Genomic DNA, 26,565 nt, shown 5'->3' on the forward strand with positions numbered 1-26,565 from the left:
GGTCAGTTGAACAAACCATAGAAAAACAGTCGGATACTATCCCACACGCGGCGGAAGATACCACCCTCCTCGACGGCCTCGAGGGCCACCAGCGGCGCGCTGTGCAGCACCTGCTCGCCGAGGCGCACCTCGACCTTGCCGACTTCCTGGCCGGCAGCCACCGGCGCCTCGATCATCGGCTGCAGGGTCATGCTGGCTTGCAGCTGCTGCAACTGGCCACGCGGCAGGGTCAGGGTCAGGTTCTCGGCCAGGCCGGCCTTGAGCTGCCGCTCGGCGCCCTTCCACACCGGCGCCTGGGCCAGTTCGGCGCCCTTGGCGTAGAACTGGCGGGTCTCGAAGAAGCGGAAGCCGTAGGTCAGCAGTTTCTGGGTCTCGGCGGCGCGGGCCTGCTCGCTGTTGGTGCCGAACACCACGGCGATCAGGCGCTGGCCGTCACGCACGGCGGAGGCCACCAGGCAGTAGCCGGCTTCCTCGGTGTGGCCGGTCTTCAGGCCGTCGACGGTCTTGTCGCGCCACAGCAGCAGGTTGCGGTTGGGTTGCTTGATGTTGTTCCAGAGGAACTCCTTCTGCGCGTAGAGGGCGTAATGCGCCGGATCCTCGTTGATGATCGCGCGCGCCAGCAGGGCCATGTCGCGGGGCGAGGAATGGTGCTCCGGATGCGGCAGGCCGGTGGCGTTCATGAAGTGGCTGTTGGCCATGCCGAGACGGGCCGCCGTGGTGTTCATCAGGTCGGCGAAGGCGTCCTCGCTGCCGGCGATGTGCTCGGCGACCGCCACGCTGGCGTCGTTGCCGGACTGGATGATGATGCCTTGCAGCAGGTCGCCGACGCTCACCTGGGTATTGACCTGGACGAACATCCTCGAGCCGCCGGTACGCCAGGCGTTCTCGCTGATGGTCACCAGGTCGCTCTCGCCGATCTGGCCACGGTTGATTTCCAGGGTGGCGATGTAGGCGGTCATCAGCTTGGTCAGGCTGGCCGGCGGCAGGCGCTCGTCGCCGCTCTGCTCGACCAGAACCTTGCCGCTGTCGGCATCCATCAGCAGCCAGGCCTTGGCCGCCAGTTGCGGCGGCGCGGGGACGACCTGCTCGGCCGCCCAGGCGCTGGGCATGGCGGTGAACAGGACTAGCAGGAACAGGCGGTGCACGAAGGTAGTGATGTTCATCCGTCTCTCGAATAGCGAAGTAGGTCAGTCAGGCCCCTGCGGGCATTACCACGAATGCGGCTTCAGTCCGGCCGCACCAGTCGCGGCTGGCCGAGGCTGGCCAGCCGCAAGGTGTCCTGCAGCTGCAGGACCTCATCCTGAGTGTCGATCGGCCCCAGCCTCACGCGGTGCAGCACCTGCTGGTTGTGCACGACCGAGCTGATAAACACCGGGGCAGTCCCCACCAGGCCGTTCAGCTTGGCCTTGAGGAGTTCCGCAGCGTCCGGGTTGGCGAAGGCGCCCACCTGGAGATACAGCCCAGCGGCTGGGACAGAAGCGTTTTTTTTTACCGCCAGCTCGACCGGCAGCACCGCGGCGGCATGCTGCGCCGGCGGAGGAGTATAGGCCTCGATCGGCGCGCCGACCGGCTGGGCGACAGTGCGCACCGCGCCCGGCGCCGGCAGCGTCAGCGGCTTGCTGCTGCGCGGTGCGTTGCTGGCCAGCATCATCGGTACCGGACGGCCCTGCTGGGCCCACCACTGGTGGGGATCGATGCCCTCGACCTTGACCCGCGCGGTGCCGCTCTCGGCGTAGCCGAGCTTCTTCGCCGCGGCGAAGGACAGGTCGATGATGCGGTCGGAATAGAACGGCCCGCGGTCGTTGACCCGCAGGATCACGCTGCTGCCGTTGTCGAGGTTGGTCACCTTGACGTAGCTGGGCAGCGGCAGGGTCTTGTGCGCGGCGGTCATGCCGTACAGGTCGAAGGTCTCGCCGTTGGCGGTGGCCTGGCCGTGGAACTTGGTGCCGTACCAGGAGGCGGTACCGGTGGCCCGGTAGTTGCGCGCATCGTTGATCGGGTAGTAGGGCTTGCCGAACACCGTGTAGGGGCTGGCCTTGACCGGGCCGTTGTGCGGCATCGGTACGGCATCGGGGATGCGCGACACGTCGACGTCCCACCAGGGCGCGCCGTCGCGATGCGGCCGGGCGTAGCTCGCCGGGCCGGAGATCCGCCCGTCGGCACCGGCTGGTTGCGGTGCCTGGGTCGAGCTGCAGCTGGCCAGCAGCAGGCCGCTCAGTGCCAGGGCCAGCGGGGCAATCGCGCCAGGACGCATGCTCAGGGCTCCTGACGCTGGGTCAGCAGCGCGGTGGACAGCTGGTGCACGGCCATGGCGTACATCACGCTGCGGTTGTAGCGGGTGATCACGTAGAAGTTGGGCAGGCCCATCCAGAACTCGTCGCCCTGGGCGCCTTCGAGGCGGAAGGCGGTCACCGCGTAGTTGTCGTCCACCGTGTCCAGCGGCGTCCAGCCAAGCTGGCGCAGGTCGCCGACCGACTTGACCGGCTCCAGGCCCTGGGTCAGGCCGTCGGCGAAGCGGGTGCCTTCGATGCGCGCGCGGGTCACCACCGGGTCGCCGGCGACCCAGCCGTGGCGCTGGAAGTAGCTGGCCACGCTGCCGATGGCGTCCACCGGGTTGTTCCAGATGTCGATGCGCCCGTCCTTGTCGAAGTCCACCGCGTAGGCGCGGAAGCTGCTCGGCATGAACTGCGGCAGGCCCATGGCGCCGGCGTAGGAGCCGCTCAGGGTCAGCGGGTCGACCTGCTGCTCGCGGGTCAGCAGGAGGTACTCGCGCAGCTCCTTGCGGAAGAAGTCGGCGCGCGGCGGATAGTCGAAGCCGAGGGTGGCCAGCGCGTCGAGCACGCGCCAGTTGCCGGTGTGGCGGCCGAAGAAGGTTTCCACGCCGATGATCGCCACGATCACCTGCGCCGGTACGCCGTACTCGCGCTCGGCGCGCGCCAGCGTCTCGGCATGGCGGTTCCAGAACTCCACGCCCTGGGCGACGCGCGCGTCGGTGATGAAGATCGGCCGGTACTCCTTCCACGGCTTGACCCGCTCGGCCGGCCGCGAAATCGCGTCGAGGATCGGCTGCTTGCGCTCGGCGCCGGCGAACAGCTGGCGCAGCGGGGCCTCGGCGAAGCCGTGCTCGCGGGTCATCTCGGCGATGAAGGCGTCGACCTGCGCCGCATTCTCGTAGGCACCCGCCAGCCCCGGCGCGGCGCCGATGGCGCCGAGCAGCCCGATGGCCGACAGTTTCACCCACTCTCGCAGTTTGTGCATTGTGCTCTTCACTCTCGGCCTCAAACCTGGGCGATCCATTTACGGTGTGTGTGGATCGCCATCAAAATGCCAAATCCTGACAGCAGCGTCACCAACGAAGTTCCGCCGTAGCTGATGAAAGGCAAGGGCACCCCCACCACCGGCAGCAGTCCGCTGACCATGCCGATGTTGACGAATACGTAGACGAAGAAGGTCAGGGTGATGCTGCCCGCCAGCAGTTTGCCGAACAGCGTCTGCGCCTGCACGGTGATCACCAGGCCGCGGGCGATCAGCAGCAGGTAGACCACCAACAGCAGGCACACGCCCACCATACCGAACTCCTCGCTCAGCACGGCAATGATAAAGTCCGTGTGACTTTCCGGCAAAAAGTCCAGATGCGACTGGGTGCCGAACAGCCAGCCCTTGCCGAACACCCCGCCGGAGCCGATCGCCGCCTTGGACTGGATGATGTTCCAGCCGGTGCCCAGCGGGTCGCTCTCCGGATCGAGGAAGGTCAGCACTCGCTGCTTCTGGTAGTCGTGCAGCACGAAGTACCACATGGCCACCGCGATCGGCACCGCCGCCGCCACCGCGCTGGTGATCCACAGCCAGCGCAGGCCGGCGATATACAGCACGAAGGCGCCGGAAACGAGGACCAGCATCGCCGTGCCGAGGTCGGGCTGCTTGAGGATCAGCACGAAGGGCACGCCGATCAGCGCCAGGGCGATGGCCAGGTGCTTGAAGCTGGGCGGCAGGCTGCGCCCGGACAGGTACCAGGCGATGGTGATCGGCATGATCAGCTTCATGAACTCCGAGGGCTGGAAACGGATCACCCCGGGAATGTTGATCCAGCGCGTGGCACCCATCGCCGTGTAGCCGAAGAACTCGACGCCGAGCAGCAGGCCGACCCCGCCGGTGTAGGCCAGCGGCGCCCAGCGTGCCATCAGGCGCGGCTCGATCTGGGCGATGACCACCATCGCCAGCAGGCCGATGCCGAACGAGGTGGCCTGCTTGAACAGCAGCCCCCAGTGCTTGCCGCCGGCCGACCAGAGGATGAACAGGCCGACCGCGCCCAGGGTCAGCAGCAGCAACAGCAGGGGCCCGTCGATATGCAGGCGCTGCAGCAGGCTGGCGCGCCGGCGCAGCACGTCCTCGCCGGACAGGGTACGGTCGAAACTACTGCTCACGGGCAACCTCCGCCGTCTGGGGCGCTGCGAACTCGGCCTTCAGCCGGCCCTGTTCGTCGAGCAGCCAGGCATCCAGCACCTGCTTGGCCACCGGCCCGGCCACGCCGGAGCCGGACTCGCCGTTCTCCACCATCACCGCTACGGCGATCTTCGGGTCGTCGGCCGGGGCGAAGGCGACGAACAGCGCATGGTCGCGGTGCCGCTCGCGAACCTTGTTGCGGTCGTAGCGCTCGCCCTGGCGGATCGCCACCACCTGCGCCGTACCGCTCTTGCCGGCGATCAGGTACGGCGAGCCGAGACCGATCTTGCGGGCGGTACCACGCTCGCCATGCACCACCTCGACCATGCCGTGGGTGACCTGATCCCAGTAGCGGGGATCCTTGGCGACGATGTCCGGCGGTGGCTCGCGAGCCTCCAGCAGATCGCTGGCCACCAGCTGCTCGGGGGTCATGCCGTCGGCATCCATGAGCAAACGCGGGCGCCGCCACTGGCCGCGGCTGGCGACCAGCGCGGTGGCCTGGGCCAGCTGCAGCGGCGTGGTCAGCATGTAGCCCTGGCCGATGCCGGTGATCACCGTCTCACCCGGGTACCAGGCCTGGCGGCGGTTGATGCGCTTCCATTCGCGCGAGGGCATCAGTCCCGAGGCTTCCTCGAACAGGTCGAGGGACACCCGCTGACCGATACCGAAGGCGCTCATGTAGTGGTGCAGGCGGTCGATGCCGAGCTTCATCGCCAGGTCGTAGAAATAGGTGTCGTTGGAGCGCGCCAGGGCCAGATCCAGGCTCACCCAACCGTCACCACTGCGGTTCCAGTTGCGGTACTTGTGGGTATTGCCGGGCAGCTGATAGAAGCCCGGGTCGTAGACCCGCGATGCCGCGTTGATCACCCCGGCATCCAGGCCGGCCAGCGCCACCTGCGGCTTGACCGTCGAGCCGGGCGGATACAGGCCACGCAGCACGCGGTTGTACAGAGGCCGGTCGATGGAGTCGCGCAACGCGGCGTACTCCTTGAAGCCGATGCCGGTGACGAACAGGTTGGGGTTGTAGCTCGGCTGACTGACCATCGCCAGCACCCCGCCGGTAGCCGGCTCGAGGGCGATGATCGCCCCACGTCGACCGGCCAGCGCCGCCTCGGCGGCCTCCTGCAGCTTGAGATCGAGGTGCAGGCGGATGTCCTTGCCCGGCACCGGGTCGGTGTGCTTGAGCACCCGCAGCACGCGACCGCGGGCGTTGGTCTCGACTTCCTCGTAGCCGACCTGGCCGTGCAGCAGGTCCTCGTAGAACTTCTCTGTTCCGGTCTTGCCAATATGGTGGGTGCCGCTGTAGTCGACCGGATCGAGCTCCTTCAGCTCGCGCTCGTTGATCCGTCCGACATAGCCGACCGAATGGGCGAAGTGCTCGCCCTGCGGGTAGTGGCGCACCAACTGGGCGACCACGTCGACCCCCGGCAGGCGGAACTGGTTGACCGCGATGCGGGCGATCTGCTCCTCGGAGAGTTCGAACAGGATCGGCACCGGCTCGAACGGCCGGCGCCCCTGGCGCAGGCGCTTCTCGAACAGCGCACGCTCCTCCTCGCCCAGTTCGAGCACCTCGACGACGGTATCCAGCACCTGCGGCCAGTCGCCGGCGCGCTCGCGGCTCACCGTCAGGCTGAAGCTCGGCCGGTTGTCGGCGATGATCACTCCGTTGCGATCGTAGATCAGCCCGCGGGTCGGCGGCAGCGGCTGCACGTGGATGCGGTTGTTCTCCGCCAGGGTCGAGTGGTGCTCGTACTGGATCACCTGCAGGTAGTACATGCGCGCCACCAGCACGCCGGTGAGCAGCAGCACGAACAGCGCGCCGACGATCGCGCGGCTGCGCACCAGGCGGGCGTCGCGTTCGTGGTCCTTGAGCTGGATCGGCTGCGGCATGGGCGGGGGCGGACGCTACTTGTGGTACGGATGGCCGGACAGCACGGTCCAGGCCCGGTAGATCTGTTCGCCGAGCAGCACCCGCACCAGCGGGTGCGGCAGGGTCAGTGGCGACAGCGACCAGCGCTGCTCGCTGCGCGCGCAGACCTCCGGCGCCAGCCCTTCCGGGCCGCCGACCATCAGGTTGACGGTGCGCGCATCGAGGCGCCAGCGATCCAGTTCGACGGCCAGCTGCTCGGTGCTCCACGGCTTGCCGTGGACCTCGAGGGTGACCACCCGCTCGCCGGGCTGCACCCGCGCCAGCATCGCCTCGCCCTCCTGACGGATCAGGCGGGCGATGTCGGCGTTCTTGCCGCGGGTGCTGAGCGGAATCTCCACCAGCTCGAGGGTCAGCTCCGGCGGCAGGCGCTTGACGTACTCCTGCCAGCCGTCCTCGACCCAACGCGGCATGCGCGAGCCTACGGCGATCAGTCGGATGCGCATGCCCGCCGCTTACTCGTCGGCGTGCTGGGCGCGGCTCTGCTCGGCGCCCTGCCACAGGCGCTCGAGGTCGTAGAACTGGCGGGTGGCCGGCTGCATCACGTGCACCACCACGTTGCCGAGGTCGAGCAGGCCCCACTCGCCGCTGTCCAGACCTTCGCTGCCGATCGGCTTGACGCCCTGCGCCTTGACCTTCTCCAGCACGGTGTCGGCCAGCGACTTGACGTGACGGCTGGAGCTGCCCGAGGCGATCACCATGAAGTCGGTGATGCTGGTTTTATCGCGCACGTCGATGGTGGTGATGTCCTGGGCTTTCATGTCTTCCAGGGCGGCAATCACCACCTGGACCAGTTGTTCGGATTGCATTGTCAAAGGTTCACTCTTGTGTCGAAGGGGTGGCACGGTACAGACCGTGCTCATGGATGTAGGCCAGCACCGCGTCGGGCACCAGAAAACGAACGGAGCGAGCGCCAGCCAGGCGCTCGCGGATCTGCGTGGCGGAAATCGCCAACGGCATCTGCCAGACGAAGGCGATCTGCCCGGCCGGGCCCTTGAGCGCCTGCGGATCGGCCACGCTGCGCGCGGCCAGCAGGTCGCGCAGCATCTCCGGCGCCTCGCTGTCGGCATCCGGCCGCTGCAGCACCAGAATGTGGCAGTGGTCGAGCAGCTCCTGCCAGCGATGCCAGGTCGGCAGGCCGCAGAAGGCGTCCCAGCCGACCAGCAGCAGCAGTTGGACCTCGCTGCCCAGCTCGGCACGCAGCGACTCCAGGGTATCGATGGTCCACGACGGCTTGTCGCGCCACAGCTCGCGATCGTCTACCAGCAGCGGCGCCACGCCTTCCACCGCCAGGCGCACCATGTCCAGGCGCGCCTGGGCGCTGACCTGCGGCGTGCCGCGATGCGGCGGACGCGCGCTGGGGATCAGGCGCAGCTCGTCGAGGGCGAACTGTTCGGCCACCTCCAGTGCGGCACGCAGGTGGCCGATGTGGATGGGGTCGAAGGTGCCGCCGAGCAGACCGATGCGCTGGGTCATCAGCCGCGCACGTGACCGTCGCCGAACACCACGTACTTCTCGCTGGTCAGCCCCTCCAGGCCGACCGGGCCGCGGGCGTGCAGCTTGTCAGTGGAGATGCCGATCTCGGCGCCCAGGCCGTACTCGAAGCCGTCGGCGAAGCGGGTGGAGGCGTTGACCATCACCGAGCTGGAGTCGACCTCGGTGAGGAAGCGCCGCGCATCGGTGAAGCTTTCGGTGATGATTGAGTCGGTGTGGTGCGAGCCGTAGTGGTTGATGTGCTCGATGGCCTGCTCGAGGCCATCGAGCACGCGGATCGACAGGATCGGCGCATTGTACTCGGTGTGCCAGTCCTCCTCGGTCGCCTCCAGCACGTCGGCACCGAGCAGCGCGCGGGTCGCCGCACAACCACGCAGTTCGACGCCCTTGGCGCGGTAGATCTCGGCCAGCGGCGGCAGCACGCGGGCGGCAATGCCCTGGTGGACCAGCAGGGTCTCCATGGTGTTGCACGGCGCATAGCGCTGGGTCTTGGCGTTGTCGGCGACGCGGATCGCCTTGTCCACGTCGGCGGCGATGTCGATGTAGACGTGGCAGATGCCATCGAGGTGCTTGATCACCGGCACCCGCGCGTCGCGGCTGATGCGCTCGATCAGGCTCTTGCCGCCGCGCGGCACGATGACGTCGACGAACTCGGGCATGGTGATCAGCGCACCCACCGCGGCGCGGTCGGTGGTTTCCACCACCTGCACGCAGGCCGCCGGCAGGCCGGCCTCGGCCAGGCCCTGCTGGATGCAGGCGGCGATGGCGCGATTGGAATGGATCGCCTCGGAACCGCCGCGCAGGATGGTGGCGTTGCCGGACTTCAGGCACAGGCTGGCGGCGTCGATGGTCACGTTGGGACGCGACTCGTAGATGATGCCGATCACGCCCAGCGGCACGCGCATCTTGCCGACCTGGATGCCCGAGGGCAGGTAGCGCATGTCGCGGATGGTGCCGATCGGATCGGGCAGGCCGGCTACCTGGCGCAGGCCCTCGATCATGTCGTCGATGCGCGCCGGGGTCAGCGCCAGGCGGTCGAGCATGGCCTCGTCGAGACCGCTGGCACGGCCGTTGTCGAGATCCTGCGCGTTGGCGCGGATCAGCTCGTCGCGGGCCGCGTCGAGGGCGCGGGCGGCGGCCAGCAGGGCGTTGTTCTTCTGCGCGGTGGTGGCGCGTGCAGTGACGCGCGAGGCTTCACGTGCGGCGCGACCCAGGCGGGTCATGTAGTCGAGTACGGACTCGGTCATGGTCTCGGCGATCCGGCGGCTGGAAAAAGTGGATGATTATAGCCCTGCCGCCACCGCATAGCCCAGCGCCGCGGACGGCCGGGTGCGTCGCCCGCTTGCTATGCTGGCCTCATCACCCTGCCGACCGAGCGCCCATGCCGTCTCCCGCCCTGCCATCCGGCCTGCCCTGGCCCGGCGCCCATCCGCTGGCCGACGCCTTCTTCGACCGCGACGCCTGCCTGGTCGCCCGCGAACTGCTGGGCAAGGTGATCCGCCACCGCTTCGACGGCCTGTGGCTGAGCGCGCGGATCATCGAGACCGAGGCCTACTACCTGGCCGAACGGGGCAGCCATGCCTCGCTGGGCTACACCGAGAAACGCCGCGCGCTGTTCCTCGATGGCGGACACATCTACATGTACTACGCCCGCGGCGGCGACTCGCTGAACTTCAGCGCCCACGGCGCCGGCAATGCGGTGCTGATCAAGTCCGCCCTGCCCTGGCAGGATGCGCGGAGCGGCGCGGATGCGCTGGCGCGCATGCAGGCCAACAACCCCGACCGCCAGGGCCGGCCGCGACCGCCGGAACAGCTCTGCGCCGGGCAGACCCTGCTGTGCCGCGCGCTCGGCCTCAAGGTGCGCGACTGGGACGGCCGGCGCTTCGACTGGCAGCGCCTGTTCGTCGAGGATGTCGGCGAACGGCCGGCGCAGATCGTGCAGACCACCCGCCTGGGGATTCCGCACGGACGCGACGAGCACCTGCCCTATCGCTTCGTCGATGCGACCTACGCGCGCCACTGCACACGCAATCCGCTGCGCCGCGGCCAGGTCGCCGGAACGGACTTCCACCTGATCGACCCGCAGGAGCACAACGCATGAGCCAATGGCTCGATACCCTGACCACCTGGCTCGGCGCTCAGCCCGAATGGCTGGGCCTGGCGATTTTCCTGATCGCCTGCATCGAATGCCTGACCATCGTCGGCATCGTGGTACCGGGCACCGTGGTGCTGTTCGCCGTCGCCGCGCTGGCCGGCAGCGGTGTCCTCACCCTGTGGCAGACCCTGCTGATCGGCTACGCGGGCGGCCTGCTCGGCGATGCGCTGTCCTATGCCCTCGGCCGGCGTTTCCACCAGGACATCCGCCGCCTGCCGCTGCTGCGCCGCCACCCGGAGTGGCTGGCCCAGGCGGAGTTCTACTTCCAGCGCTACGGGGTGGCCAGCCTGCTGCTCGGCCGCTTCATCGGCCCGCTCAGGCCGATGCTGCCGACCGTGGCCGGGATGCTCGACATGCCGCTGCCGCGCTTCATCACCGTCAGCCTGCTCGCCGCCGCCGGCTGGGCGGTGGTCTACCTGCTGCCCGGCTGGATGGCCGGCGCGGCCCTGGGCCTGGCACTGCCGGAAGGCTTCTGGTGGCAGGCCGGATTGCTCGGCGGCAGCCTGGCCGCACTGTTGGCGCTGATCGCCCAGGCCAGCCTGCGCGAACGGCGGGCGGCGGCGCCGCTGGCCGCCGCACTGAGCACGCTCCTGCTGCTCGCCCTGTTGCTCGGCTGGCGTCACTTCGCCCTGTTCGACCAGATCCTGCTCGAACTGCTGCAGGGCCTGCGCACCGCGGAGCGGGACGTGTGGATGATGCAACTGAGCCGCCAGGGCGATGCTGCCGTGCAACTCGGCGCCGGCCTGCTGCTCGGCCTGCTGTTGCTGGCGGCCCGCCAGTGGCGCACGCTGCTGTTCGCCACCCTGAGCCTGGGCGGCAGCGCCCTGGCCAATCAGGGCCTCAAGCTGCTGCTCGCCCGTGCCCGCCCGGACATTCTGCTGCAGCCGCTGGATAGCTTCAGCCTGCCCAGCGCGCACAGCTCGGCAGCCTTCGCCTTCTGCCTGACCCTCGGCGTGCTGGTCGGCCGTGGCGCCGCGGCGCGCATCCGTCTGGCCTGGCTGCTGCTGGCCTGCCTGCCGGCCGCCGCCATCGCCATCTCGCGGGTCTATCTCGGCGCGCACTGGCCGACCGACGTGCTGGCCGGCGCCCTGCTCGCCGGCTGTGTCGGCGCCCTCGCCCTGCTGCTGGCGCAGCGCCGAACACCGCTGCCGGCGCTGCCGCGGCGGCTGTGGTGGGCGCTGGCGCCAAGCCTGCTGTTCGGCGCCGTGCTCGCCGGACTGACCAGCGACGGCAACGCACAGCAGCGCTACCAGACCGCTCAGGCGACCATGGCCACCACCAGCGGCAGCAGGATCGCCGTGGCGCCGCCCATCAGGCTCATCGCCAGGGCCGAGAAGGCACCGGTTTCCTCGCCCTCCTGCAGCGCCTGGGCGGTGCCCACCGCATGGGCGGTGATGCCCAGCGCCATGCCGCGCGCCGCCGGGCTGTGCACGCCGATGCCGGTCAGCAATCCGGGGCCGAAGATCGCCCCGATCACCCCGACGATCAGCACGAACACCGCCGCCAGCGCGGCGATGCCGCCGAGCTGCTCGGCGATCAGCATGGCGATCGGCGAGGTCACCGACTTGGGCAGTACGGTCATCTGCATCACCTGGTCGGCGCCGAACAGCCAGGCGAAACCGATGCCCAGCGCGGTGGCCAGGCTGCCGGCCAGCGCCAGGGTCAGCAGGATCGGCCAGAGCAGCTGGCGGATGCGCCTGAGGTTGAGGAACAGCGGAATGGCCAGGGCCACCGTGGCCGGACCGAGGAATACCGAAAGCATGCTGACGCTGGCGCGGTACTCGGCGTAGTCGATGCCGCACAGCAGCAGCACGCCGACCACCAGGGTCATCGACAGCAGCACCGGCTGCAGGAATACCCAGCGGGTGCGCTCGAACAGCGCCAGGGCCAGCTGGTAGGCGCCGAGGGTGATGCCGAAGCCGAACAGCGGATGCTCGAGGATTGCCTGCAGGGCGGCAGCCAGTGTGCCACTCATGCCCCTCCCTCCTCGCGACGCTGCTGACGATCGATCAGCTTCTGCATCAGCCAGCCGGCAAACAGCATGGCCAGCAGCGTCGACAGCACCAGGGTGCCGGCCAGCGCCCAGAAGTCGGCGGCGATCGCCTCGGCATAGGCCATCACCCCTACCGCCGGGGGCACCAGCAGCAGCGGCAGGTAGCGCAGCAGGGCGCCGCCCGCCTCGCCGACCGGCGCCGGCACCTCGCCACGCCAGACCAGGAAGGCGAACAGCAGCAGCATGCCGATGATCGGCCCCGGCAACATCGGCAACAGCAGCACGTTCAACCCCGTGCCCAGCAGCTGGAACAGCACCAGCCAGCTAATACCTCGCAACAGCATCGCAACACCTCCATGAACTCGGCCGCATTATAGGGCCACCAACACCAATTACACTTGGGTCGACTTGACCGCAGCCGAGCGCCCATGCTGATCTAGAGACATGACCGCGCGACACGCGCGGGCAAGCATAACAAGCAGAACGAGCAGCCCATGCCGCACAACAACAGTCCCCGCAACCTGCTCATCCTCGGTGCCAGTGGCCTGACCGGCGAGCACCTGCTGGACCGCGTGCTCAGCGAGCCCACGGTCCAGCGGGTACTGGCGCCCAGCCGCCGGCCACTGTCGACTCACCCGCACCTGGAAAATCCGCGCGGCAACCTGCTGGAAATCCTCCAGCAGCTGCAGGGCCCGATCGACACCGTGTTCTGCTGCCTGGGCACCACCCTGCGCCAGGCCGGTTCCGAATCCGCCTTCCGCGCCATCGACCACGACCTGGTGATCGCCTGCGCCCAGCGCGCGCGCGAACTGGGCGCGCGCCACTTCGTGGTGCTCAGCTCGCTGGGCGCCGATCCGCACTCGCGGGTGCTCTACAGCCGGGTCAAGGGCGAGATGGAGGAAGCCCTCAAGGCCCAGGGCTGGCCACAGCTGACCATCGCCCGCCCCTCGCTGCTGCTCGGCGAGCGCTGCCAGCGCCGCCTGCTCGAACAGGTCACCGCACCACTGGCACGTGTATTGCTTGGAAAATGGCGCGCCATTTCCGTGTGCACACTGGCGCGCGCCCTCTGGCGCCTGGCGCTGGAAGAGGGACAAGGCGTGCGCATCGTCGAGTCCGACGAACTGCGCCGCCTGGGCCGCTAGACCAGCAGCACCATCGTCCTGTCACAACCGGCGGCTAGTCTGGCCGGCGCAACACCGCAAGCCGCGACTACAGCGGCGCCTAGATAAAGATGGATTCTTACCCAAGGGGACACCACATGACCAATTTCACACCCTGGACCGAGCAAGGACTGCATGGCATCGCCGTCATCCAGGCCCAGCGTTGCTGGCTGACTCAGCTGGCGGAAACCCTCAGCGCACACCTGCACCTCGACAGCTCGCGGGACGCGGTCGGCGAATGCCTGACGCATCTGATGAGCGGCCTGCTGCAATCGCTGGTCAGCGAGGAGCAAGCCTTTGTCGAACTGGGCAGCCCGGTCGACGACGCCCATCTCGCCGAACACAACGCGCTGTGCCTGGAGGTGCTCGAACTGATCAAGCACCACGAGCGCGGCGAGCTGGTCGGCCTGCCACTGCTGCAGCGCCTGCAGGACTGGCTCAGCCAGCACTGCGACGGCACCCCGCACCGCTCCGTCCTGCACTGAGACGCCGCTCGGCGCTTGGCCGGACCGATCAGGTCGCTGCGCCCATGGCCCTCAGCGCCTCGCGCAGCAGCGGCCAGTTCCTCGCGTAGGGTCCCGGCTGGTCGGCGCTGGAGTTGATACCCTTTGGGTCCTCCCCGGCCAGGCGACGGCCGGGAGGCCTCTGGCCGCCCAACTGTTCAAAAAACAGCCAATCGCGTAAAGCCCCCACCACATCAGGCCTGCAGCCATCGCCGCACAAGTTGTCCACAGACTGCCGCACCGAAACTGTGTTCAGTCGCGCGAGCCCTCCTGCAGTGACCGCTCGAAATTTGCGCAAGCGCCGGAAGACCGCGCCACGCCTGGCACGCAGGCGGCTGCCAACAAGTTATTCACAGCCCCGCCCACTGCCCATGTGTACAACTTCCGCAACCGTCCTGCGGACAACCACGCAGGGCGAATGCGGACACTTTCGCGTCGAACCTGGACAGTTGTTCCGCGCCGCCGCCACCGACAATCAGCGCAACCCGCGTCATCGGTTAAGGAGTCCGTCATGGCCATCAGCGTGTTCGACCTGTTCAAGATCGGTATCGGCCCTTCCAGCTCGCATACCGTCGGCCCCATGCGCGCCGCCGCCCTGTTCATCGGCGCCCTGCGCGAGCGCCGCCTGCTCGAGCGCATCACCCGCATCGAGGTGCGCCTGTACGGCTCGCTGTCCGCCACCGGCGTCGGCCACGGCAGCGACCGCGCGGTGATCATGGGCCTGATGGGCGAATGGCCCGATCTCATCGACCCCGCCAGCATCGCCCCGCGCATCGACGAACTGCACACCTCCGGCGAGCTGCTGCTCGGCGGCCAGCAGCCGGTGCCCTTCGACTGGGCGCGCGACATGCGCCTGCTCGACGAGAACCTGCCCTACCATCCCAACGCCATGACCCTGATCGCCTGGGGCGAGGACCGCGAGCTGCGCCAGGACACCTACTACTCGGTGGGCGGCGGTTTCGTGGTCGATGCCGAACAGGCCGCCGCCGGACAGCTCGATCAGGACCATTCGGTGCTGCCCTACGACTTCTCCAGCGGCGACGAACTGCTGCGCCTGTGCCGCCAGCACGGCCTGCGCGTTTCCGAACTGATGCTGGCCAACGAGAAGGTCTGGCGCAGCGAGGCCGAGATCCGCGCCGGCCTGCTCAAGCTGTGGGGCGTGATGCAGGAGTGCGTGGCCAACGGCCTCAAGCACGACGGTCTGCTCCCCGGCGGTCTCAAGGTACAGCGCCGCGCCGCGCGCCTGCACCGCAGCCTGCAGGAGATCGGCAAGCCCAACGTGATCGGCTCGACCCTGTCGGCGATGGAGTGGGTCAATCTGTACGCCCTGGCGGTCAACGAGGAGAACGCCGCCGGCGGGCGCATGGTCACCGCGCCCACCAACGGCGCGGCGGGGATCATCCCGGCGGTGCTGCATTACTACATGCGTTTCAACCCCGAGGCATGCGAGGACGACGTGGTCGACTACCTGCTCGCTGCAGCGGCAGTGGGCATCCTGTGCAAGAAGAACGCCTCGATCTCCGGTGCCGAGGTCGGCTGCCAGGGCGAGGTCGGTTCGGCCTGCGCGATGGCCGCGGCCGGTCTCGCCGAGGTGCTCGGCGCCACGCCGGGGCAGCTGGAGAACGCCGCCGAGATCGGGCTCGAGCACAACCTCGGGCTGACCTGCGACCCGGTCGGCGGCCTGGTGCAGATACCGTGCATCGAGCGCAACGCCATCGCCGCGGTGAAGGCAATCAACGCGGCGCAGATGGCCCTGCGCGGCGACGGCGAGCACTTCATCTCACTGGACCGGGTGATCCGCACCATGCGCGACACCGGCGCCGACATGCACGACAAGTACAAGGAAACCTCTCGCGGCGGCCTGGCGGTCAGCGCCATCGAGTGTTGATAGCCGCGCCCCATTTCCGGAGAACCGCCCCCATGACCGCCATGCCAAACCGGGCGTCCGAGCCACGCCCCCTGGAGTCCATCGCCTTCCTGCTGGTCGAGCACTTCAGCCTGGTCGCCCTGGCGGCAGCGGTCGAGCCGCTGCGAATGGCCAACCAGCTGAGCGGCCGCGGCCTGTTCCGCTGGCACACCCTGACCCTCGACGGCCGCCCGGTGCGCGCCAGCAACGGCATGCTGGTTTCCCCGGACGGCACCGCGCGCGGCCAGGCCGCGGCGGATGCCCTTATCCTCTGCGGCGGCGAGGGCGCGAGCGGGCACGACGACCCGGCGCACGCCCGCCTGCTGCGCGAGCAGGCCGCCCGCGGCGTGCACCTCGGTGCACTCGGCACGGGCAACTGGACGCTGGCGCACGCCGGCCTGCTCGACGGCTACCACTGCAGCAGCTGGGAGTGCCGGCCGGACCTGCACAAGGACTTCCCGGCCATCTCCCTCAGCCCGCGACACTTCGTCCTCGACCGCGACCGCTACACCGCGGCAGGCGGCACCGCCGGGCAGGCGATGATGCTGCAGCTGATCGGCCGCAGCCACGGCGCCGAGCTGATGGCGGCGATCGACGAAACCCTGGCCTTCGCCCACCTGCCTGCCGAGCCGGCTGACCGACGCCTGGCGCCGGTGCGGCTGCGCGGCACCGGTCATCCCAAGCTCGCGGTAGTGATCCCGCTGATGGAGCACAACCTCGAGAAACCCATCGAACTCGAGCTGTTGGCCGGTTACATCGCGTTGTCGCGGCGCCAGCTGGAGCGGCTGTTCCAGAAACACCTGAACTGCTCGCCGTCGCGCTACTACCTCAAGCTGCGCCTGCTGCGTGCCCGCCAGCTGCTCAAGCAGACCGACCAGCCCATCATCGCGGTGGCCCGCAGCTGCGGATTCCTGTCGGCGCAGAGCTTTTCGCGCTGCTATCGCGAGCACTTCGGCATCCCGCCCAGCACCGAGCGCCCGACCAGTCCGCACGCGGACCACCCGCTCCTGCACTGATCCCGCGTTCACCCACCCTCGGGCCCGCCCGTGCAGACCGCACGGTCCGGGCCTTTTTTGCAGCGCGCGCCCCGCCCCGGCAGGAAGCCGTGCGGACGTCGCAAGCAACACACCGCTCATCTCGTGGCGAGGGTGCCCTTCACGGCGCCCTCCCCCGGGGCTATACCGACGGCCATTTTTCCGACGCCACGCGAGCCCCGCGGGGAAAGTTGACCCGCCGGCCAACGACAGCGGATCCGATCAACTTCAGGTCGGAAACGTGCAAAAACCAACCGGTTGGCTCTGTTGCAATGCAATCCAACGGCACGCCAGAACCGGCGCGTCGTCCACACAACGATCACAAGGATTCACGCCATGCAGATGCCCAAAACCATCCGGATCCGGAACGGCGAAAAGGTCAAGTCGACGTTCTCCGCCCAGGAATACGCCAACCGCCAGGCCAAGCTGCGCGCCCATCTGGCGGCGGAAAACCTCGACGCGGCGATCTTCACCTCGTACCACAACATCAACTACTACAGCGACTTCCTGTACTGCTCGTTCGGCCGCCCCTACGCCCTGGTGGTGACCCAGGACGACGTGGTGACCATCAGCGCCAACATCGACGGCGGCCAGCCGTGGCGCCGCACCCAGGGCACCGACAACATCGTCTACACCGACTGGCAGCGCGACAACTACTTCGTCGCCATCCAGCAGGCGCTGCCCAAGGCACGGCGCATCGGCATCGAGTTCGACCACCTGAACCTGCAGAACCGCGACAAGCTGGCCGCCCGCTATCCGGAAGCCGAGCTGGTCGACGTCGCCGCACCGTGCATGCGCATGCGCATGATCAAGTCCGCCGAGGAACACGTGATGATCCGTCACGGCGCGCGCATCGCCGACATCGGCGGCGCCGCGGTGGTCGAGGCGCTGCGCGACCAGGTGCCGGAATACGAAGTGGCCCTGCACGCCACCCAGGCCATGGTCCGCGCCATCGCCGACACCTTCGAGGACGTCGAGCTGATGGACACCTGGACCTGGTTCCAGTCCGGCATCAACACTGACGGCGCGCACAACCCGGTGACCACCCGCAAGGTGAACAAGGGCGACATCCTCAGCCTGAACTGCTTCCCGATGATCGCCGGCTACTACACCGCGCTGGAACGCACCCTGTTCCTCGATCACTGCTCCGACGACCACCTGCGCCTGTGGCTGGCCAACGTCGAGGTACACGAAGCCGGCCTCAAGCTGATCAAGCCGGGCATGCGCTGCTGCGACATCGCCAAGGAGCTGAACGAGATCTTCCTCAGCCACGACCTGCTGCAGTACCGCACCTTCGGCTACGGCCACTCCTTCGGCACCCTCAGCCACTACTACGGCCGCGAGGCCGGGCTGGAACTGCGCGAGGATATCGACACCGTGCTGGAGGCGGGCATGGTGGTGTCCATCGAGCCGATGATCATGCTGCCCGAGGGCCTGCCGGGCGCCGGCGGCTACCGCGAGCACGACATCCTGATCGTCACCGAGGACGGCGCCGAGAACATCACCAAGTTCCCCTACGGTCCGGAGAAAAACATCATCCGCAAGTAACCCGCAGAAGAGGCGGGCGCCAGGGTCGGCCTGTCGCCCCGCCATTACGACCGGCTCAGTCCGGCCGTCTGCGCCCCCCCAGAAGGAGGATACAGAACGACACTCAGCGGCGACCGCCAGGGCCAGGCCCGGCGTCCTCCGCAACACATGAACTACCAGCTGCCGAACAATCCATTACATAACAACAGAGGTGTGGGCGATGGTCAGGTTAAACTGCAGCACTCTCCGCCACGGAGAGCGCCGCGCGACATGTGCAGTGAACGAGCAGGGTGACCCGAGGCGGCCACCAGTTGAGACGACAGGGATCGAAACGGGTCAGCCGACCTGCGGAGGTGCCCGATGAGCACGCTCAACGATTCCCTGGCCTACGGCCAGCCCAGCCGTAGCGAGACCGCGGCCGAACGCAGCACCCTGCGCCGCGCCGCCACCGCCAGCTTCATGGGCAACTTCGTCGAATGGTTCGACTACGCCGCCTACGGCTACCTGGCGGCGGTGATCGCGGTGGTGTTCTTCCCGGCGACCGACAAGACCACCGGCCTGCTGGCCACCTTCGCGGTGTTCGCCATCTCCTTCATCGTCCGCCCGATCGGCGGCATCGTCTGGGGCCACATCGGCGACCGCTACGGCCGGCGCAACGCCCTGTCGCTGTCGATCCTGATCATGTCCGGCTCGACCTTCTGCATCGCCTTTCTGCCCACCTACGCCCAGGTGGGCATGCTCGCCCCGCTGCTGCTCCTGCTGATCCGCCTGGTGCAGGGCTTCTCCGCCTCCGGCGAGTACGCCGGCGCGGCGGCCTTCCTCGCCGAGTACGCCCCGGACCGCAAGCGCGGCTTCTACACCTGCCTGGTGCCGGCCAGCACCGCCGCCGGCCTGCTGTTCGGCTCGCTATTCGCCGCCGGCCTCTACTCCCAGCTCGACAGCGAACAGCTGCACGGCTGGGGCTGGCGCCTGCCGTTCCTGCTCGCCGCCCCGCTGGGCCTGATCGGCCGCTACATCCGCCTGCATCTGGAGGACACCCCGAAGTTCCGCGAGATGGAAAAGGCCCTGGAGCACAAGGCGACCAAGCACAGGGCGCCGATCGGCGAGCTGCTCGGCGTGTACCGCAAGCGCGTGCTGGTGGCCATCGGCGTCACCTGCCTCAACGCGGTGGCCTTCTACCTGATCCTCAGCTACATGCCCACCTACCTGTCCACCGAGATGGGCATGACCGAGACCGACTCGTTCCTCGCCTCCACGGTGTCGCTGGCCACCTACATCGTCTTCATCTTCCTGATGGGCATGCTGTCCGATCGCTTCGGCCGCAAGACCATGCTGATCGCCGCCTCGCTGCTGTTCCTCGCCATCACTGTGCCACTGTTCAGCGCGCTGGAGGGCCAGACCTTCGCCTTCATCCTGCTGATCCAGATCGCCTTCGGCCTGATGCTGGCGATGAACGACGGCACCCTGCCGTGCTTCCTCGCCGAGGTGTTCCCCACCCGCGTGCGCTACAGCGGCTTCGCCTTCAGCTTCAACACCGCCAACGCACTGTTCGGCGGCACCGCGCCGTTCATCGCCACCTGGCTGATCAGCCAGACCGGCGACAAGCTGGCGCCGGCCTGGATGCTGGTAGCCGCCGCGGGGGTGGCGCTGCTGGCGATGCTGTGCATCCGCGAGACCGCCCACCAGGCGCTGAGCGACTGAAACACGGGATCCTGCCAACTTCGGGTCGGATTCGTGCAAAAAAACTTAACCGATATCTGCTATCAGGTGCGCAGCCACGCAGCGTGGCTCCCTCCGGAGCCTGCGCTGCCCTGCGAACAAAGGACACGGGCCCGGCCTCGGGCCTGTCCGCTCCATGGAGAACAACAATGAGCAAGAGCGTTTTCGTTGGCGAACTGACCTGGAAGGAATACGAAGCGCAGGTCGCCCAAGGTGACTGCGTGCTGATGCTGCCGGTCGGCGCCTTGGAACAGCATGGCCACCACATGTGCATGAACGTCGACGTGCTGCTGCCCACCGCGGTCTGCCAGCGGGTCGCCGAGCACATCGGCGCCCTGGTGCTGCCCGGCCTGCAGTACGGCTACAAGTCGCAGCAGAAGTCCGGCGGCGGCAACCACTTCCCCGGCACCACCAGCCTGGACGGCGCCACCCTGACCGGCACGGTGCAGGACATCATCCGCGAACTGGCCCGCCATGGCGCGCGGCGCCTGGTGCTGATGAACGGCCACTACGAGAACTCGATGTTCATCGTCGAGGGCATCGACCTGGCCCTGCGCGAGTTGCGCTACGCCGGCATCCACGACTTCAAGGTGGTGGTGCTGTCCTACTGGGACTTCGTCAAGGACCCGGCGGTGATCGAGCAGCTCTACCCCGAGGGCTTCCTCGGCTGGGACATCGAGCACGGCGGCGTCTTCGAGACCTCGCTGATGCTCGCCCTCTACCCCGGCCTGGTGCACCTGGACAAGGTGGTCGACCACCCGCCCGCCACCTTCCCGCCCTACGACGTCTTCCCGGTCGACCCGGCGCGCACGCCGGCGGCGGGCACCCTGTCGTCGGCGAAGACCGCCAGCCGGGAAAAGGGCGAACTGATCCTCGAGGTGTGCGTCAGCGGCATCGCCGAGGCCATCCGCCAGGAGTTCCCGTAAACCAACCGCGCCCGAGGCGCGCCAAGCCTCGCCCTGAACTGCCGATCAGCGACTTCAACAACAAATACAAAAGGATCCGCGCGATCCGAGAGGAAGTTTCCGCCATGTCGAATTCAGACGCACACAAAGAGTACGGTCTCAGCAAGATAGCCCCGCACGAACGCAGCTATGGCTTCGTCGACACGGTCTGGCTCTGGTTCGGCTCGGGAGTCAACACCGGATCCTGGTTCTTCGGCGGCATGGCCGCGGCGCTGGGCATGATGTTCGTGCTGCAGTACAGCGTGCTGTGGCTGCCGCTGATGATGATTCCCTGGGCGGCGGTCGCCTACATCGGTTACCGCTACGGCGCCAGCACCGCGGTGGTGGCGCGTCCGTCGCTGGGCACCAAGGGCTCGCGGCTGACCGGCATCGCCCAGTTCCTGGTGCTGATCGGCTGGCCCAGCGTGAACAGCTTCATCGCCGCCATCTCGCTGAGCCACGTGTTCGGCGCCGCCTTCGACTGGCCGGTGTTCGGCCAGCCGGGCTCCACGGGACCGATGGTGCTCGGCATCCTGCTGACCGCCGTGGCCCAGGGGGTGATCGCCTTCCTCGGTCATGAGGCGATCCGCTACCTGGAGCGCATCGCCGGCTTCCTGCTGCTGGTGCTGGGCGGCTGGGTCACCTACATCGTCCTGTCGAAGTGGAACCTCGAGCAGATCATGGCCTTCCAGGTCCAGAATCCGACCCACAGCGTGGCCTTCTTCATCGACCTGGCGTTCGGCTTCTCCTGGACCTGGGCGCAGGTGGCGGACTTCTCGCGCTTCGCCAAGACCGGCCGGGCGGCCACCGTGGGCAGCTGGCTGGGCCTGAACATCGGCCAGGGCTGGTTCATGCTGATCGGCGCGATCGGCACCATCGGCGTCGCCTTGCAGACCGGCAGCATCGACCCGAACAACTCCGACCCGAGCTCCACCCTGGCCACCCTCGGCCTGGGCATGGTGTCCTTCCTGGTGCTGATCTTCGCCACCGTGAGCACCAACGTCAGCGTGCTTTACGGTTCGGGCATGGGCCTGCTCAGCGCCTTCAAGGGTCTGACGCCGAAGAAGGCCCTGGCGATCATCGTGGTGCTGCAGCTGGCGCTGTGCTTCGTGCCGATGGCGTTCGACTCGTTCCTGCACTACTTCGAAACCTTCCTCGGCGTGATCGGCGGCCTGTTCATTCCTCTATGGACCATCATCCTGATGGACTACTTTGGCGTGCGCGGCAAGCGTCTTTCCGATGCTGACCTGTTCGCCGAGGCCGGTGGGGCCTACTACGGCAGCACGGGATGGAACGCGGCGGGGATCACGTCGCTGGTATTGGGCTTTGCGGTGTACTTCGTCCTGGCCCACGTCTTCAAGGATGTTGCCGCCCAGACTACCGCGAGCATCCCGGCGATCCTGGTGTCTGGCTTGGCCTACGCGCTGCTGGTGAAGAAGCCTGCCGTGGCGCTTAGCGCGAGTTTCGAGCGAGGCGCCTGACAGGCCCGCGATCTCGATGCTGAAGCATGCCGCCCCCTGAGAAGGGGGCGGCATCGTTGTTTTCAGGGGACATGGGCCGCGGTTGGCCCCATTGGCTTTGCAGGTGCGCTGTCGGCGCTGGTTGGTCGGCGCGGTGCCCACTGATGGCCATCACGAAGGGCTACGCGGCTGCCCCTCAACTGTGCAGCGGACTCTGCTTGCGCTCGCCGCGCGGCGAGTGGCCGAAGAAGCGGCTGTAGCACTTGGAGAAGTGCGCCGGCGAGGCGAAGCCGCAGGCCAGGGCGACGTCGCGTACCTGCGACTCGCTGCGCAGCAGCAGATCGCGAGCGCGGCTCAGACGCAGCTGCAGGTAGTACTGGCTCGGCGTGTGCTCCAGGTACTTGTGGAACAGCCGCTCCAGCTGGCGCACCGACACCTCGTTGAGCTGAGCCAGCTCCTCCAGCTCCAGCGGCTCTTCCAGATTGGCCTCCATGATCGCGACTATCTGGCTCAGCTTGGGCTGGGCGTGGCCGAGCTTCTGGCGCAGCGGCACGCGCTGCTGCTCACGGGCGCCGCGCATGCGGTCGCAGAGCAGCAGTTCGGCCGCGCGGGTGGCGATCTCCACGCCGTTCGGCTCGCGGGCGATCAGCTGCAGGGTCATGTCCATCGACGCGGTGCCGCCGGAACAGGTGTAGCGGTCGCGGTCCAGCTCGAACAGCTGGTTGGAGATGACGATGTCCGGGAAGCGTTCCTTGACCTGCTCGATATCCTCCCAGTGCAGGGTGCAGCGATAACCGTTGAGCAGGCCGGAACAAGCCAGCAGGTGGCTGCCCGTACAGATGCCAGCCAACGGTATGCCGTGCGCGGCCTGGCGGCGCAGCCAGTTGATCAGCTCGCGGGGATATTTCGCTGGCATGGGGTTGGAGCCGACCACGAAGATCGCATCCAGCTGCGGTACATCCGCGAGGTAATGATCGGGCACCACGCGCATGCCGTTGCTGGCCTGTACCGGCTCGAGGTCCTGGGCGATCACCAGGGTACGGTACAGCGGTCGGCGGGCCGCCAGGTTGGTCATGCGCAAGGTCTCGATCGCCGAGGCGAAACCGATGGTGGTGAAGTTGGGGATCAACAGGAAACCGAAGGTCTTGGCCTGCCCGCTGTCCGAGCTGACCGTCGCAGCCAGATTCGCTGCCGTCGACACACGCGCCATTACTGCTACTCCTCACGGGCCGTGCCGCAGCGGACAGGGACTGCCCCAGGCGTTTCGGCCGATTCTTGTTCTTGTTTTCAGGGAGGTCTGCGAGCCTCCGCAACCGATCTTACACCCATTCGCGACATCCTCCAGTGCCGTCCGACGATGCCCCCCGCCATCGACCTGGGACACACGTGCCGCGCTGTGTCGCGCGCTGCGCACCTGACCCGCCCTGCCCGTGCAGGCCAGTTTGAGCATTTTCACGTCGCAAATAGGCAAATGGGCCGCCGGGCTATTTCGCACAATCGGCTCAACAAGCTTTCCAGCCGGCTCGCGCCGGCGGCGCCAGCTCTCTCCGGACAAGTGGCGACACGGACCGGCGAGGCGCCCCACTCAGCTTAGGGGGGGCGGAAGGTACGCCCCGATCAACCCGGGCCTGGGCAGCCCGATTCCAACTGGCGACCACGAATGTCGCAGGGAGATCCGAGATGTTCAGCAAGCAAGACCAGATCCTGGGTTACGACAACGAACTGCTCGACGCCATGGACGCCGAAGAGGCGCGCCAAGAGCACCACTTAGAGCTGATCGCCTCGGAGAACTACACCAGCAAGCGCGTCATGCAGGCCCAGGGCAGCGGCCTGACCAACAAGTACGCCGAAGGCTATCCGGGCAAGCGCTACTACGGCGGCTGCGAGTACGTCGACAAGGTCGAGGCGCTGGCCATCGAGCGTGCCAAGCAGCTGTTCGGCGCCGACTACGCCAACGTCCAGCCGCACTCGGGCAGCCAGGCCAACGCCGCGGTCTACCTGGCCCTGCTCAATGCCGGCGACACCATCCTCGGCATGAGCCTGGCCCACGGCGGCCACCTGACCCACGGCGCCAAAGTGTCGTCCTCCGGCAAGCTGTACAACGCCGTGCAGTACGGCCTGAATCCCGAGACCGGGTTGATCGACTACGACGAGATCGAGAGCCTGGCCCTGGAGCACAAGCCGAAGATGATCGTCGCCGGCTTCTCCGCCTACTCCAAGACCCTCGACTTCGCCCGCTTCCGCGCGATCGCCGACAAGGTCGGTGCCTACCTGTTCGTCGACATGGCCCACGTCGCCGGCCTGGTCGCCGCCGGTCTGTACCCCAACCCGATCCCCTTCGCCGACGTGGTCACCACCACCACCCACAAGACCCTGCGCGGCCCGCGCGGCGGCCTGATCCTGGCCAAGTCCAACGAGGAGATCGAGAAGAAGCTCAACTCCGCGGTGTTCCCCGGCTCCCAGGGCGGCCCGCTGATGCACGTGATCGCGGCCAAGGCGGTGTGCTTCAAGGAAGCCATGGAGCCCGGGTTCAAGGACTACCAGGCACAGGTGATCAGGAACGCCCAGACCATGGCCCAGGTGTTCATCGAGCGCGGCTACGACGTGGTCTCCGGCGGCACCGACAACCACCTGTTCCTGCTCAGCCTGATCAAGCAGGGCCTGACCGGCAAAGCCGCCGACGCCGCCCTCGGCCGCTGCGGCATCACCGTGAACAAGAACGCCGTGCCCAACGACCCGCAGTCGCCCTTCGTGACCTCGGGCATCCGCATCGGCACCCCGGCGATCACCACTCGCGGCCTCAAGGAGGCGCAGAGCGCCGAACTGGCCAGGTGGATCTGCGACGTGCTCGACCATCTCGGCGATGCCGACGTCGAGGCCCAGGTCGCTCGCCAAGTGGCCGGACTGTGCGCCGACTACCCGGTTTATCGCTGATTCGTTAGCCCCCGGGGCGGTTGAGGGGCATGCCGGCCAACCCGCCGAGCCCCTCACCCCGGCCCTCTCCCCACGGAGAGGGCGACAAGTATCAGGAGCCTCCCAGATGCAACAATATTCCGGCTTCGGCCTGTTCAAGCACTCTCTGAGCCACCACGAAAACTGGCAACGCATGTGGCGCAATCCGACGCCGAAGCCGGTCTACGACGTGATCATCGTCGGCGGTGGCGGTCACGGCCTGGCTACCGCCTACTACCTGGCCAAGGAATTCGGCGTGAAGAACGTCGCGGTGGTGGAGAAAGGCTGGCTGGGCGGCGGCAACACCGCGCGCAACACCACCATTGTCCGCTCCAACTACCTGTGGGACGAGTCCGCGCAGCTGTACGAGCACGCGATGAAACTGTGGGAAGGCCTGTCCCAGGACCTGAACTACAACGTGATGTTCTCCCAGCGTGGCGTCTACAACCTGTGCCACACCCTGCAGGACATGCGTGACTCGGCGCGCCGGGTCAACGCCAACCGCCTGAACGGCGTCGACGGCGAACTGCTGGACGCCCGCCAGGTGGCCGAGGAGATCCCCTTCCTGGACTGCAGCAAGAACACCCGCTACCCGATCATGGGCTCCACCGTCCAGCGTCGCGGCGGCGTGGCCCGTCACGATGCCGTGGCCTGGGGCTACGCCCGTGCCGCCGACGCCCTGGGCGTCGACCTCTTGCAGAACACCGAAGTGCTCGGTTTCCGCAAGCAGGATGGCGCGGTGATCGGTGTCGAGACCAATCGCGGCTTCATCGGCGCCAAGCGTGTCGGCGTGGTCACCGCCGGCAACTCCGGGCACATGGCCAAGCAGGCAGGTTTCCGCCTGCCGCTGGAATCCCACCCGCTGCAGGCCCTGGTGTCCGAGCCGATCAAGCCGGTCATCGACAGCGTGATCATGTCCAACGCCGTGCACGGCTACATCAGCCAGTCCGACAAGGGCGACCTGGTCATCGGTGCCGGTATCGACGGCTACAACGGCTACGGTCAGCGCGGTTCCTACGGGACCATCGAGCACACCCTGCAGGCCATCGTGGAGATGTTCCCGATCCTCTCCCGGGTGCGCATGAACCGCCAGTGGGGCGGCATCGTCGACACCACCCCGGACGCCTGCCCGATCATCTCCAAGACCCCGGTGAAGAACCTGTTCTTCAACTGCGGCTGGGGCACCGGCGGCTTCAAGGCCACCCCCGGCTCGGGTCATGTGTTCGCGGCGAGCCTGGCGCGCGGCGAGATGCATCCGCTGGCCAAGCCCTTCTCCATCGACCGTTTCCATACCGGCGCACTGATCGACGAGCACGGCGCCGCCGCCGTGGCTCACTAAGGAGACCCG

Annotated in this window: 23 protein-coding genes and 1 pseudogene; 12 read left to right on the forward strand and 12 right to left on the reverse strand. The window is 67.7% G+C overall.

Annotated elements, in window-relative coordinates; all coding sequences use genetic code 11:
* Window positions 1-2: 2 nt before the first annotated feature.
* From BM297_RS01655 to BM297_RS01695, 9 genes are all read right to left on the reverse strand, one after another.
* Window positions 3-1,163: a D-alanyl-D-alanine carboxypeptidase family protein gene (locus BM297_RS01655; RefSeq protein ID WP_092427651.1), complete on the reverse strand. Its 1,161-nt coding sequence runs from the start codon at window positions 1,161-1,163 to the stop codon at window positions 3-5.
* A 62-nt stretch (window positions 1,164-1,225) separates the two neighbouring features.
* On the reverse strand, window positions 1,226-2,254 hold the full coding sequence (locus BM297_RS01660; protein ID WP_092427653.1) for a septal ring lytic transglycosylase RlpA family protein: 1,029 nt from the start codon (window positions 2,252-2,254) through the stop codon (window positions 1,226-1,228).
* Window positions 2,255-2,256: 2 nt separating this feature from the next.
* The gene (gene mltB / locus BM297_RS01665) at window positions 2,257-3,258 is read right to left on the reverse strand and encodes a lytic murein transglycosylase B (RefSeq protein WP_217648230.1); all 1,002 of its coding nucleotides are present in this window, start codon (window positions 3,256-3,258) and stop codon (window positions 2,257-2,259) included.
* Window positions 3,259-3,278: 20 nt separating this feature from the next.
* Window positions 3,279-4,424: a rod shape-determining protein RodA gene (rodA, locus tag BM297_RS01670; RefSeq protein WP_092427657.1), complete on the reverse strand. Its 1,146-nt coding sequence runs from the start codon at window positions 4,422-4,424 to the stop codon at window positions 3,279-3,281.
* Window positions 4,414-6,333 carry a penicillin-binding protein 2 gene (gene mrdA / locus BM297_RS01675; RefSeq protein ID WP_092427659.1) on the reverse strand — a complete coding sequence of 640 codons (1,920 nt, stop codon included), beginning with the start codon at window positions 6,331-6,333 and terminating at the stop codon, window positions 4,414-4,416. The genes rodA and mrdA overlap by 11 nt, the downstream gene beginning before the upstream one ends.
* Before the next feature lie 15 nt (window positions 6,334-6,348).
* The gene (gene rlmH, locus BM297_RS01680) at window positions 6,349-6,816 is read right to left on the reverse strand and encodes a 23S rRNA (pseudouridine(1915)-N(3))-methyltransferase RlmH (protein ID WP_090305363.1); all 468 of its coding nucleotides are present in this window, start codon (window positions 6,814-6,816) and stop codon (window positions 6,349-6,351) included.
* A 9-nt stretch (window positions 6,817-6,825) separates the two neighbouring features.
* A complete protein-coding gene (gene rsfS / locus BM297_RS01685) occupies window positions 6,826-7,179 on the reverse strand; it encodes a ribosome silencing factor (RefSeq protein ID WP_092427661.1) in 354 nt (117 codons plus the stop codon).
* 10 nt (window positions 7,180-7,189) lie between these two features.
* The gene (nadD, locus tag BM297_RS01690; RefSeq protein WP_092427663.1) at window positions 7,190-7,846 is read right to left on the reverse strand and encodes a nicotinate-nucleotide adenylyltransferase; all 657 of its coding nucleotides are present in this window, start codon (window positions 7,844-7,846) and stop codon (window positions 7,190-7,192) included.
* The gene (locus tag BM297_RS01695; RefSeq protein ID WP_092427665.1) at window positions 7,846-9,111 is read right to left on the reverse strand and encodes a glutamate-5-semialdehyde dehydrogenase; all 1,266 of its coding nucleotides are present in this window, start codon (window positions 9,109-9,111) and stop codon (window positions 7,846-7,848) included. The genes nadD and BM297_RS01695 overlap by 1 nt, the downstream gene beginning before the upstream one ends.
* A gap of 134 nt (window positions 9,112-9,245) precedes the next feature.
* Here BM297_RS01695 and BM297_RS01700 point away from each other — a divergent pair, with 134 nt between their 5' ends.
* Together BM297_RS01700 and BM297_RS01705 are read left to right on the forward strand one after the other, a co-directional pair.
* Window positions 9,246-9,965 (forward strand): DNA-3-methyladenine glycosylase, encoded by a 720-nt coding sequence (locus BM297_RS01700; protein WP_092427667.1) that lies wholly within the window; start codon window positions 9,246-9,248, stop codon window positions 9,963-9,965.
* A pseudogene (locus tag BM297_RS01705) lies at window positions 9,962-11,275 on the forward strand (bifunctional DedA family/phosphatase PAP2 family protein); the annotation flags it as partial. The gene BM297_RS01700 and the pseudogene BM297_RS01705, both read left to right, overlap by 4 nt.
* 2 nt (window positions 11,276-11,277) lie before the next feature.
* Here the strand turns inward: BM297_RS01705 and BM297_RS01710 are convergent.
* Window positions 11,278-11,994, reverse strand: coding sequence for an LrgB family protein (locus BM297_RS01710; RefSeq protein ID WP_394328000.1), 717 nt, complete (start codon window positions 11,992-11,994; stop codon window positions 11,278-11,280).
* Window positions 11,991-12,356, reverse strand: coding sequence for a CidA/LrgA family protein (locus BM297_RS01715; protein ID WP_092427669.1), 366 nt, complete (start codon window positions 12,354-12,356; stop codon window positions 11,991-11,993). Before BM297_RS01715 ends, BM297_RS01710 begins: the two co-directional genes overlap by 4 nt.
* Before the next feature lie 150 nt (window positions 12,357-12,506).
* Between BM297_RS01715 and BM297_RS01720 the strand changes: the two genes are divergently transcribed.
* The 8 genes from BM297_RS01720 (at window position 12,507) to BM297_RS01760 (ending at window position 22,286) form a co-directional block, all read left to right on the forward strand.
* Window positions 12,507-13,154 carry an oxidoreductase gene (locus BM297_RS01720; RefSeq protein WP_092427671.1) on the forward strand — a complete coding sequence of 216 codons (648 nt, stop codon included), beginning with the start codon at window positions 12,507-12,509 and terminating at the stop codon, window positions 13,152-13,154.
* Window positions 13,155-13,270: 116 nt separating this feature from the next.
* The gene (locus BM297_RS01725) at window positions 13,271-13,657 is read left to right on the forward strand and encodes a hypothetical protein (protein ID WP_092427673.1); all 387 of its coding nucleotides are present in this window, start codon (window positions 13,271-13,273) and stop codon (window positions 13,655-13,657) included.
* Between the two features lie 529 nt (window positions 13,658-14,186).
* Window positions 14,187-15,563 carry an L-serine ammonia-lyase gene (locus BM297_RS01735; protein WP_092427677.1) on the forward strand — a complete coding sequence of 459 codons (1,377 nt, stop codon included), beginning with the start codon at window positions 14,187-14,189 and terminating at the stop codon, window positions 15,561-15,563.
* A 32-nt stretch (window positions 15,564-15,595) separates the two neighbouring features.
* Complete coding sequence (locus BM297_RS01740) at window positions 15,596-16,597, forward strand: GlxA family transcriptional regulator (RefSeq protein WP_092427679.1); 1,002 nt, start codon at window positions 15,596-15,598, stop codon at window positions 16,595-16,597.
* 354 nt (window positions 16,598-16,951) lie between these two features.
* The gene (locus BM297_RS01745; RefSeq protein WP_092427681.1) at window positions 16,952-18,163 is read left to right on the forward strand and encodes a M24 family metallopeptidase; all 1,212 of its coding nucleotides are present in this window, start codon (window positions 16,952-16,954) and stop codon (window positions 18,161-18,163) included.
* A 339-nt stretch (window positions 18,164-18,502) separates the two neighbouring features.
* The gene (locus BM297_RS01750; RefSeq protein ID WP_092427683.1) at window positions 18,503-19,843 is read left to right on the forward strand and encodes an MFS transporter; all 1,341 of its coding nucleotides are present in this window, start codon (window positions 18,503-18,505) and stop codon (window positions 19,841-19,843) included.
* Window positions 19,844-20,010: 167 nt separating this feature from the next.
* Window positions 20,011-20,787: a creatininase gene (locus BM297_RS01755; protein ID WP_092427685.1), complete on the forward strand. Its 777-nt coding sequence runs from the start codon at window positions 20,011-20,013 to the stop codon at window positions 20,785-20,787.
* Window positions 20,788-20,891: 104 nt separating this feature from the next.
* Window positions 20,892-22,286, forward strand: a complete 1,395-nt coding sequence (locus tag BM297_RS01760; protein ID WP_092427687.1) for a purine-cytosine permease family protein — start codon at window positions 20,892-20,894, stop codon at window positions 22,284-22,286.
* Window positions 22,287-22,461: 175 nt separating this feature from the next.
* Here the strand turns inward: BM297_RS01760 and BM297_RS01765 are convergent, their stop codons facing one another.
* Entirely contained in the window at window positions 22,462-23,475 is a 1,014-nt protein-coding gene (locus tag BM297_RS01765) for a GlxA family transcriptional regulator (protein WP_092427691.1), read from the reverse strand.
* A 470-nt stretch (window positions 23,476-23,945) separates the two neighbouring features.
* Here BM297_RS01765 and glyA point away from each other — a divergent pair, with 470 nt between their 5' ends.
* Entirely contained in the window at window positions 23,946-25,199 is a 1,254-nt protein-coding gene (glyA, locus tag BM297_RS01770) for a serine hydroxymethyltransferase (protein WP_092427693.1), read from the forward strand.
* Between the two features lie 106 nt (window positions 25,200-25,305).
* Complete coding sequence (locus tag BM297_RS01775; protein WP_092427695.1) at window positions 25,306-26,556, forward strand: sarcosine oxidase subunit beta; 1,251 nt, start codon at window positions 25,306-25,308, stop codon at window positions 26,554-26,556.
* The last annotated feature ends 9 nt before the right edge of the window (window positions 26,557-26,565 follow it).

The sequence above is a fragment of the Geopseudomonas sagittaria genome (assembly GCF_900115715.1).
GTDB lineage: Bacteria > Pseudomonadota > Gammaproteobacteria > Pseudomonadales > Pseudomonadaceae > Geopseudomonas > Geopseudomonas sagittaria.

What these genes read in the sequence shown, in the direction of transcription:
- BM297_RS01695 (WP_092427665.1), bottom strand. Translation starts at nt 9,111, where the DNA reads ATGACCGAGTCCGTACTCGACTACATGACCCGCCTGGGTCGCGCCGCA.
- BM297_RS01760 (WP_092427687.1), top strand. Translation starts at nt 20,892, where the DNA reads ATGTCGAATTCAGACGCACACAAAGAGTACGGTCTCAGCAAGATAGCC.
- BM297_RS01750 (WP_092427683.1), top strand. Translation starts at nt 18,503, where the DNA reads ATGAGCACGCTCAACGATTCCCTGGCCTACGGCCAGCCCAGCCGTAGC.
- glyA (WP_092427693.1), top strand. Translation starts at nt 23,946, where the DNA reads ATGTTCAGCAAGCAAGACCAGATCCTGGGTTACGACAACGAACTGCTC.
- rlmH (WP_090305363.1), bottom strand. Translation starts at nt 6,816, where the DNA reads ATGCGCATCCGACTGATCGCCGTAGGCTCGCGCATGCCGCGTTGGGTC.
- BM297_RS01700 (WP_092427667.1), top strand. Translation starts at nt 9,246, where the DNA reads ATGCCGTCTCCCGCCCTGCCATCCGGCCTGCCCTGGCCCGGCGCCCAT.
- mltB (WP_217648230.1), bottom strand. Translation starts at nt 3,258, where the DNA reads ATGCACAAACTGCGAGAGTGGGTGAAACTGTCGGCCATCGGGCTGCTC.
- BM297_RS01765 (WP_092427691.1), bottom strand. Translation starts at nt 23,475, where the DNA reads ATGGCGCGTGTGTCGACGGCAGCGAATCTGGCTGCGACGGTCAGCTCG.
- BM297_RS01655 (WP_092427651.1), bottom strand. Translation starts at nt 1,163, where the DNA reads ATGAACATCACTACCTTCGTGCACCGCCTGTTCCTGCTAGTCCTGTTC.
- nadD (WP_092427663.1), bottom strand. Translation starts at nt 7,846, where the DNA reads ATGACCCAGCGCATCGGTCTGCTCGGCGGCACCTTCGACCCCATCCAC.
- BM297_RS01740 (WP_092427679.1), top strand. Translation starts at nt 15,596, where the DNA reads ATGACCGCCATGCCAAACCGGGCGTCCGAGCCACGCCCCCTGGAGTCC.
- BM297_RS01725 (WP_092427673.1), top strand. Translation starts at nt 13,271, where the DNA reads ATGACCAATTTCACACCCTGGACCGAGCAAGGACTGCATGGCATCGCC.
- BM297_RS01745 (WP_092427681.1), top strand. Translation starts at nt 16,952, where the DNA reads ATGCAGATGCCCAAAACCATCCGGATCCGGAACGGCGAAAAGGTCAAG.
- BM297_RS01775 (WP_092427695.1), top strand. Translation starts at nt 25,306, where the DNA reads ATGCAACAATATTCCGGCTTCGGCCTGTTCAAGCACTCTCTGAGCCAC.
- BM297_RS01715 (WP_092427669.1), bottom strand. Translation starts at nt 12,356, where the DNA reads ATGCTGTTGCGAGGTATTAGCTGGCTGGTGCTGTTCCAGCTGCTGGGC.
- BM297_RS01710 (WP_394328000.1), bottom strand. Translation starts at nt 11,994, where the DNA reads ATGAGTGGCACACTGGCTGCCGCCCTGCAGGCAATCCTCGAGCATCCG.
- BM297_RS01735 (WP_092427677.1), top strand. Translation starts at nt 14,187, where the DNA reads ATGGCCATCAGCGTGTTCGACCTGTTCAAGATCGGTATCGGCCCTTCC.
- mrdA (WP_092427659.1), bottom strand. Translation starts at nt 6,333, where the DNA reads ATGCCGCAGCCGATCCAGCTCAAGGACCACGAACGCGACGCCCGCCTG.
- BM297_RS01720 (WP_092427671.1), top strand. Translation starts at nt 12,507, where the DNA reads ATGCCGCACAACAACAGTCCCCGCAACCTGCTCATCCTCGGTGCCAGT.
- BM297_RS01660 (WP_092427653.1), bottom strand. Translation starts at nt 2,254, where the DNA reads ATGCGTCCTGGCGCGATTGCCCCGCTGGCCCTGGCACTGAGCGGCCTG.
- BM297_RS01755 (WP_092427685.1), top strand. Translation starts at nt 20,011, where the DNA reads ATGAGCAAGAGCGTTTTCGTTGGCGAACTGACCTGGAAGGAATACGAA.
- rsfS (WP_092427661.1), bottom strand. Translation starts at nt 7,179, where the DNA reads ATGCAATCCGAACAACTGGTCCAGGTGGTGATTGCCGCCCTGGAAGAC.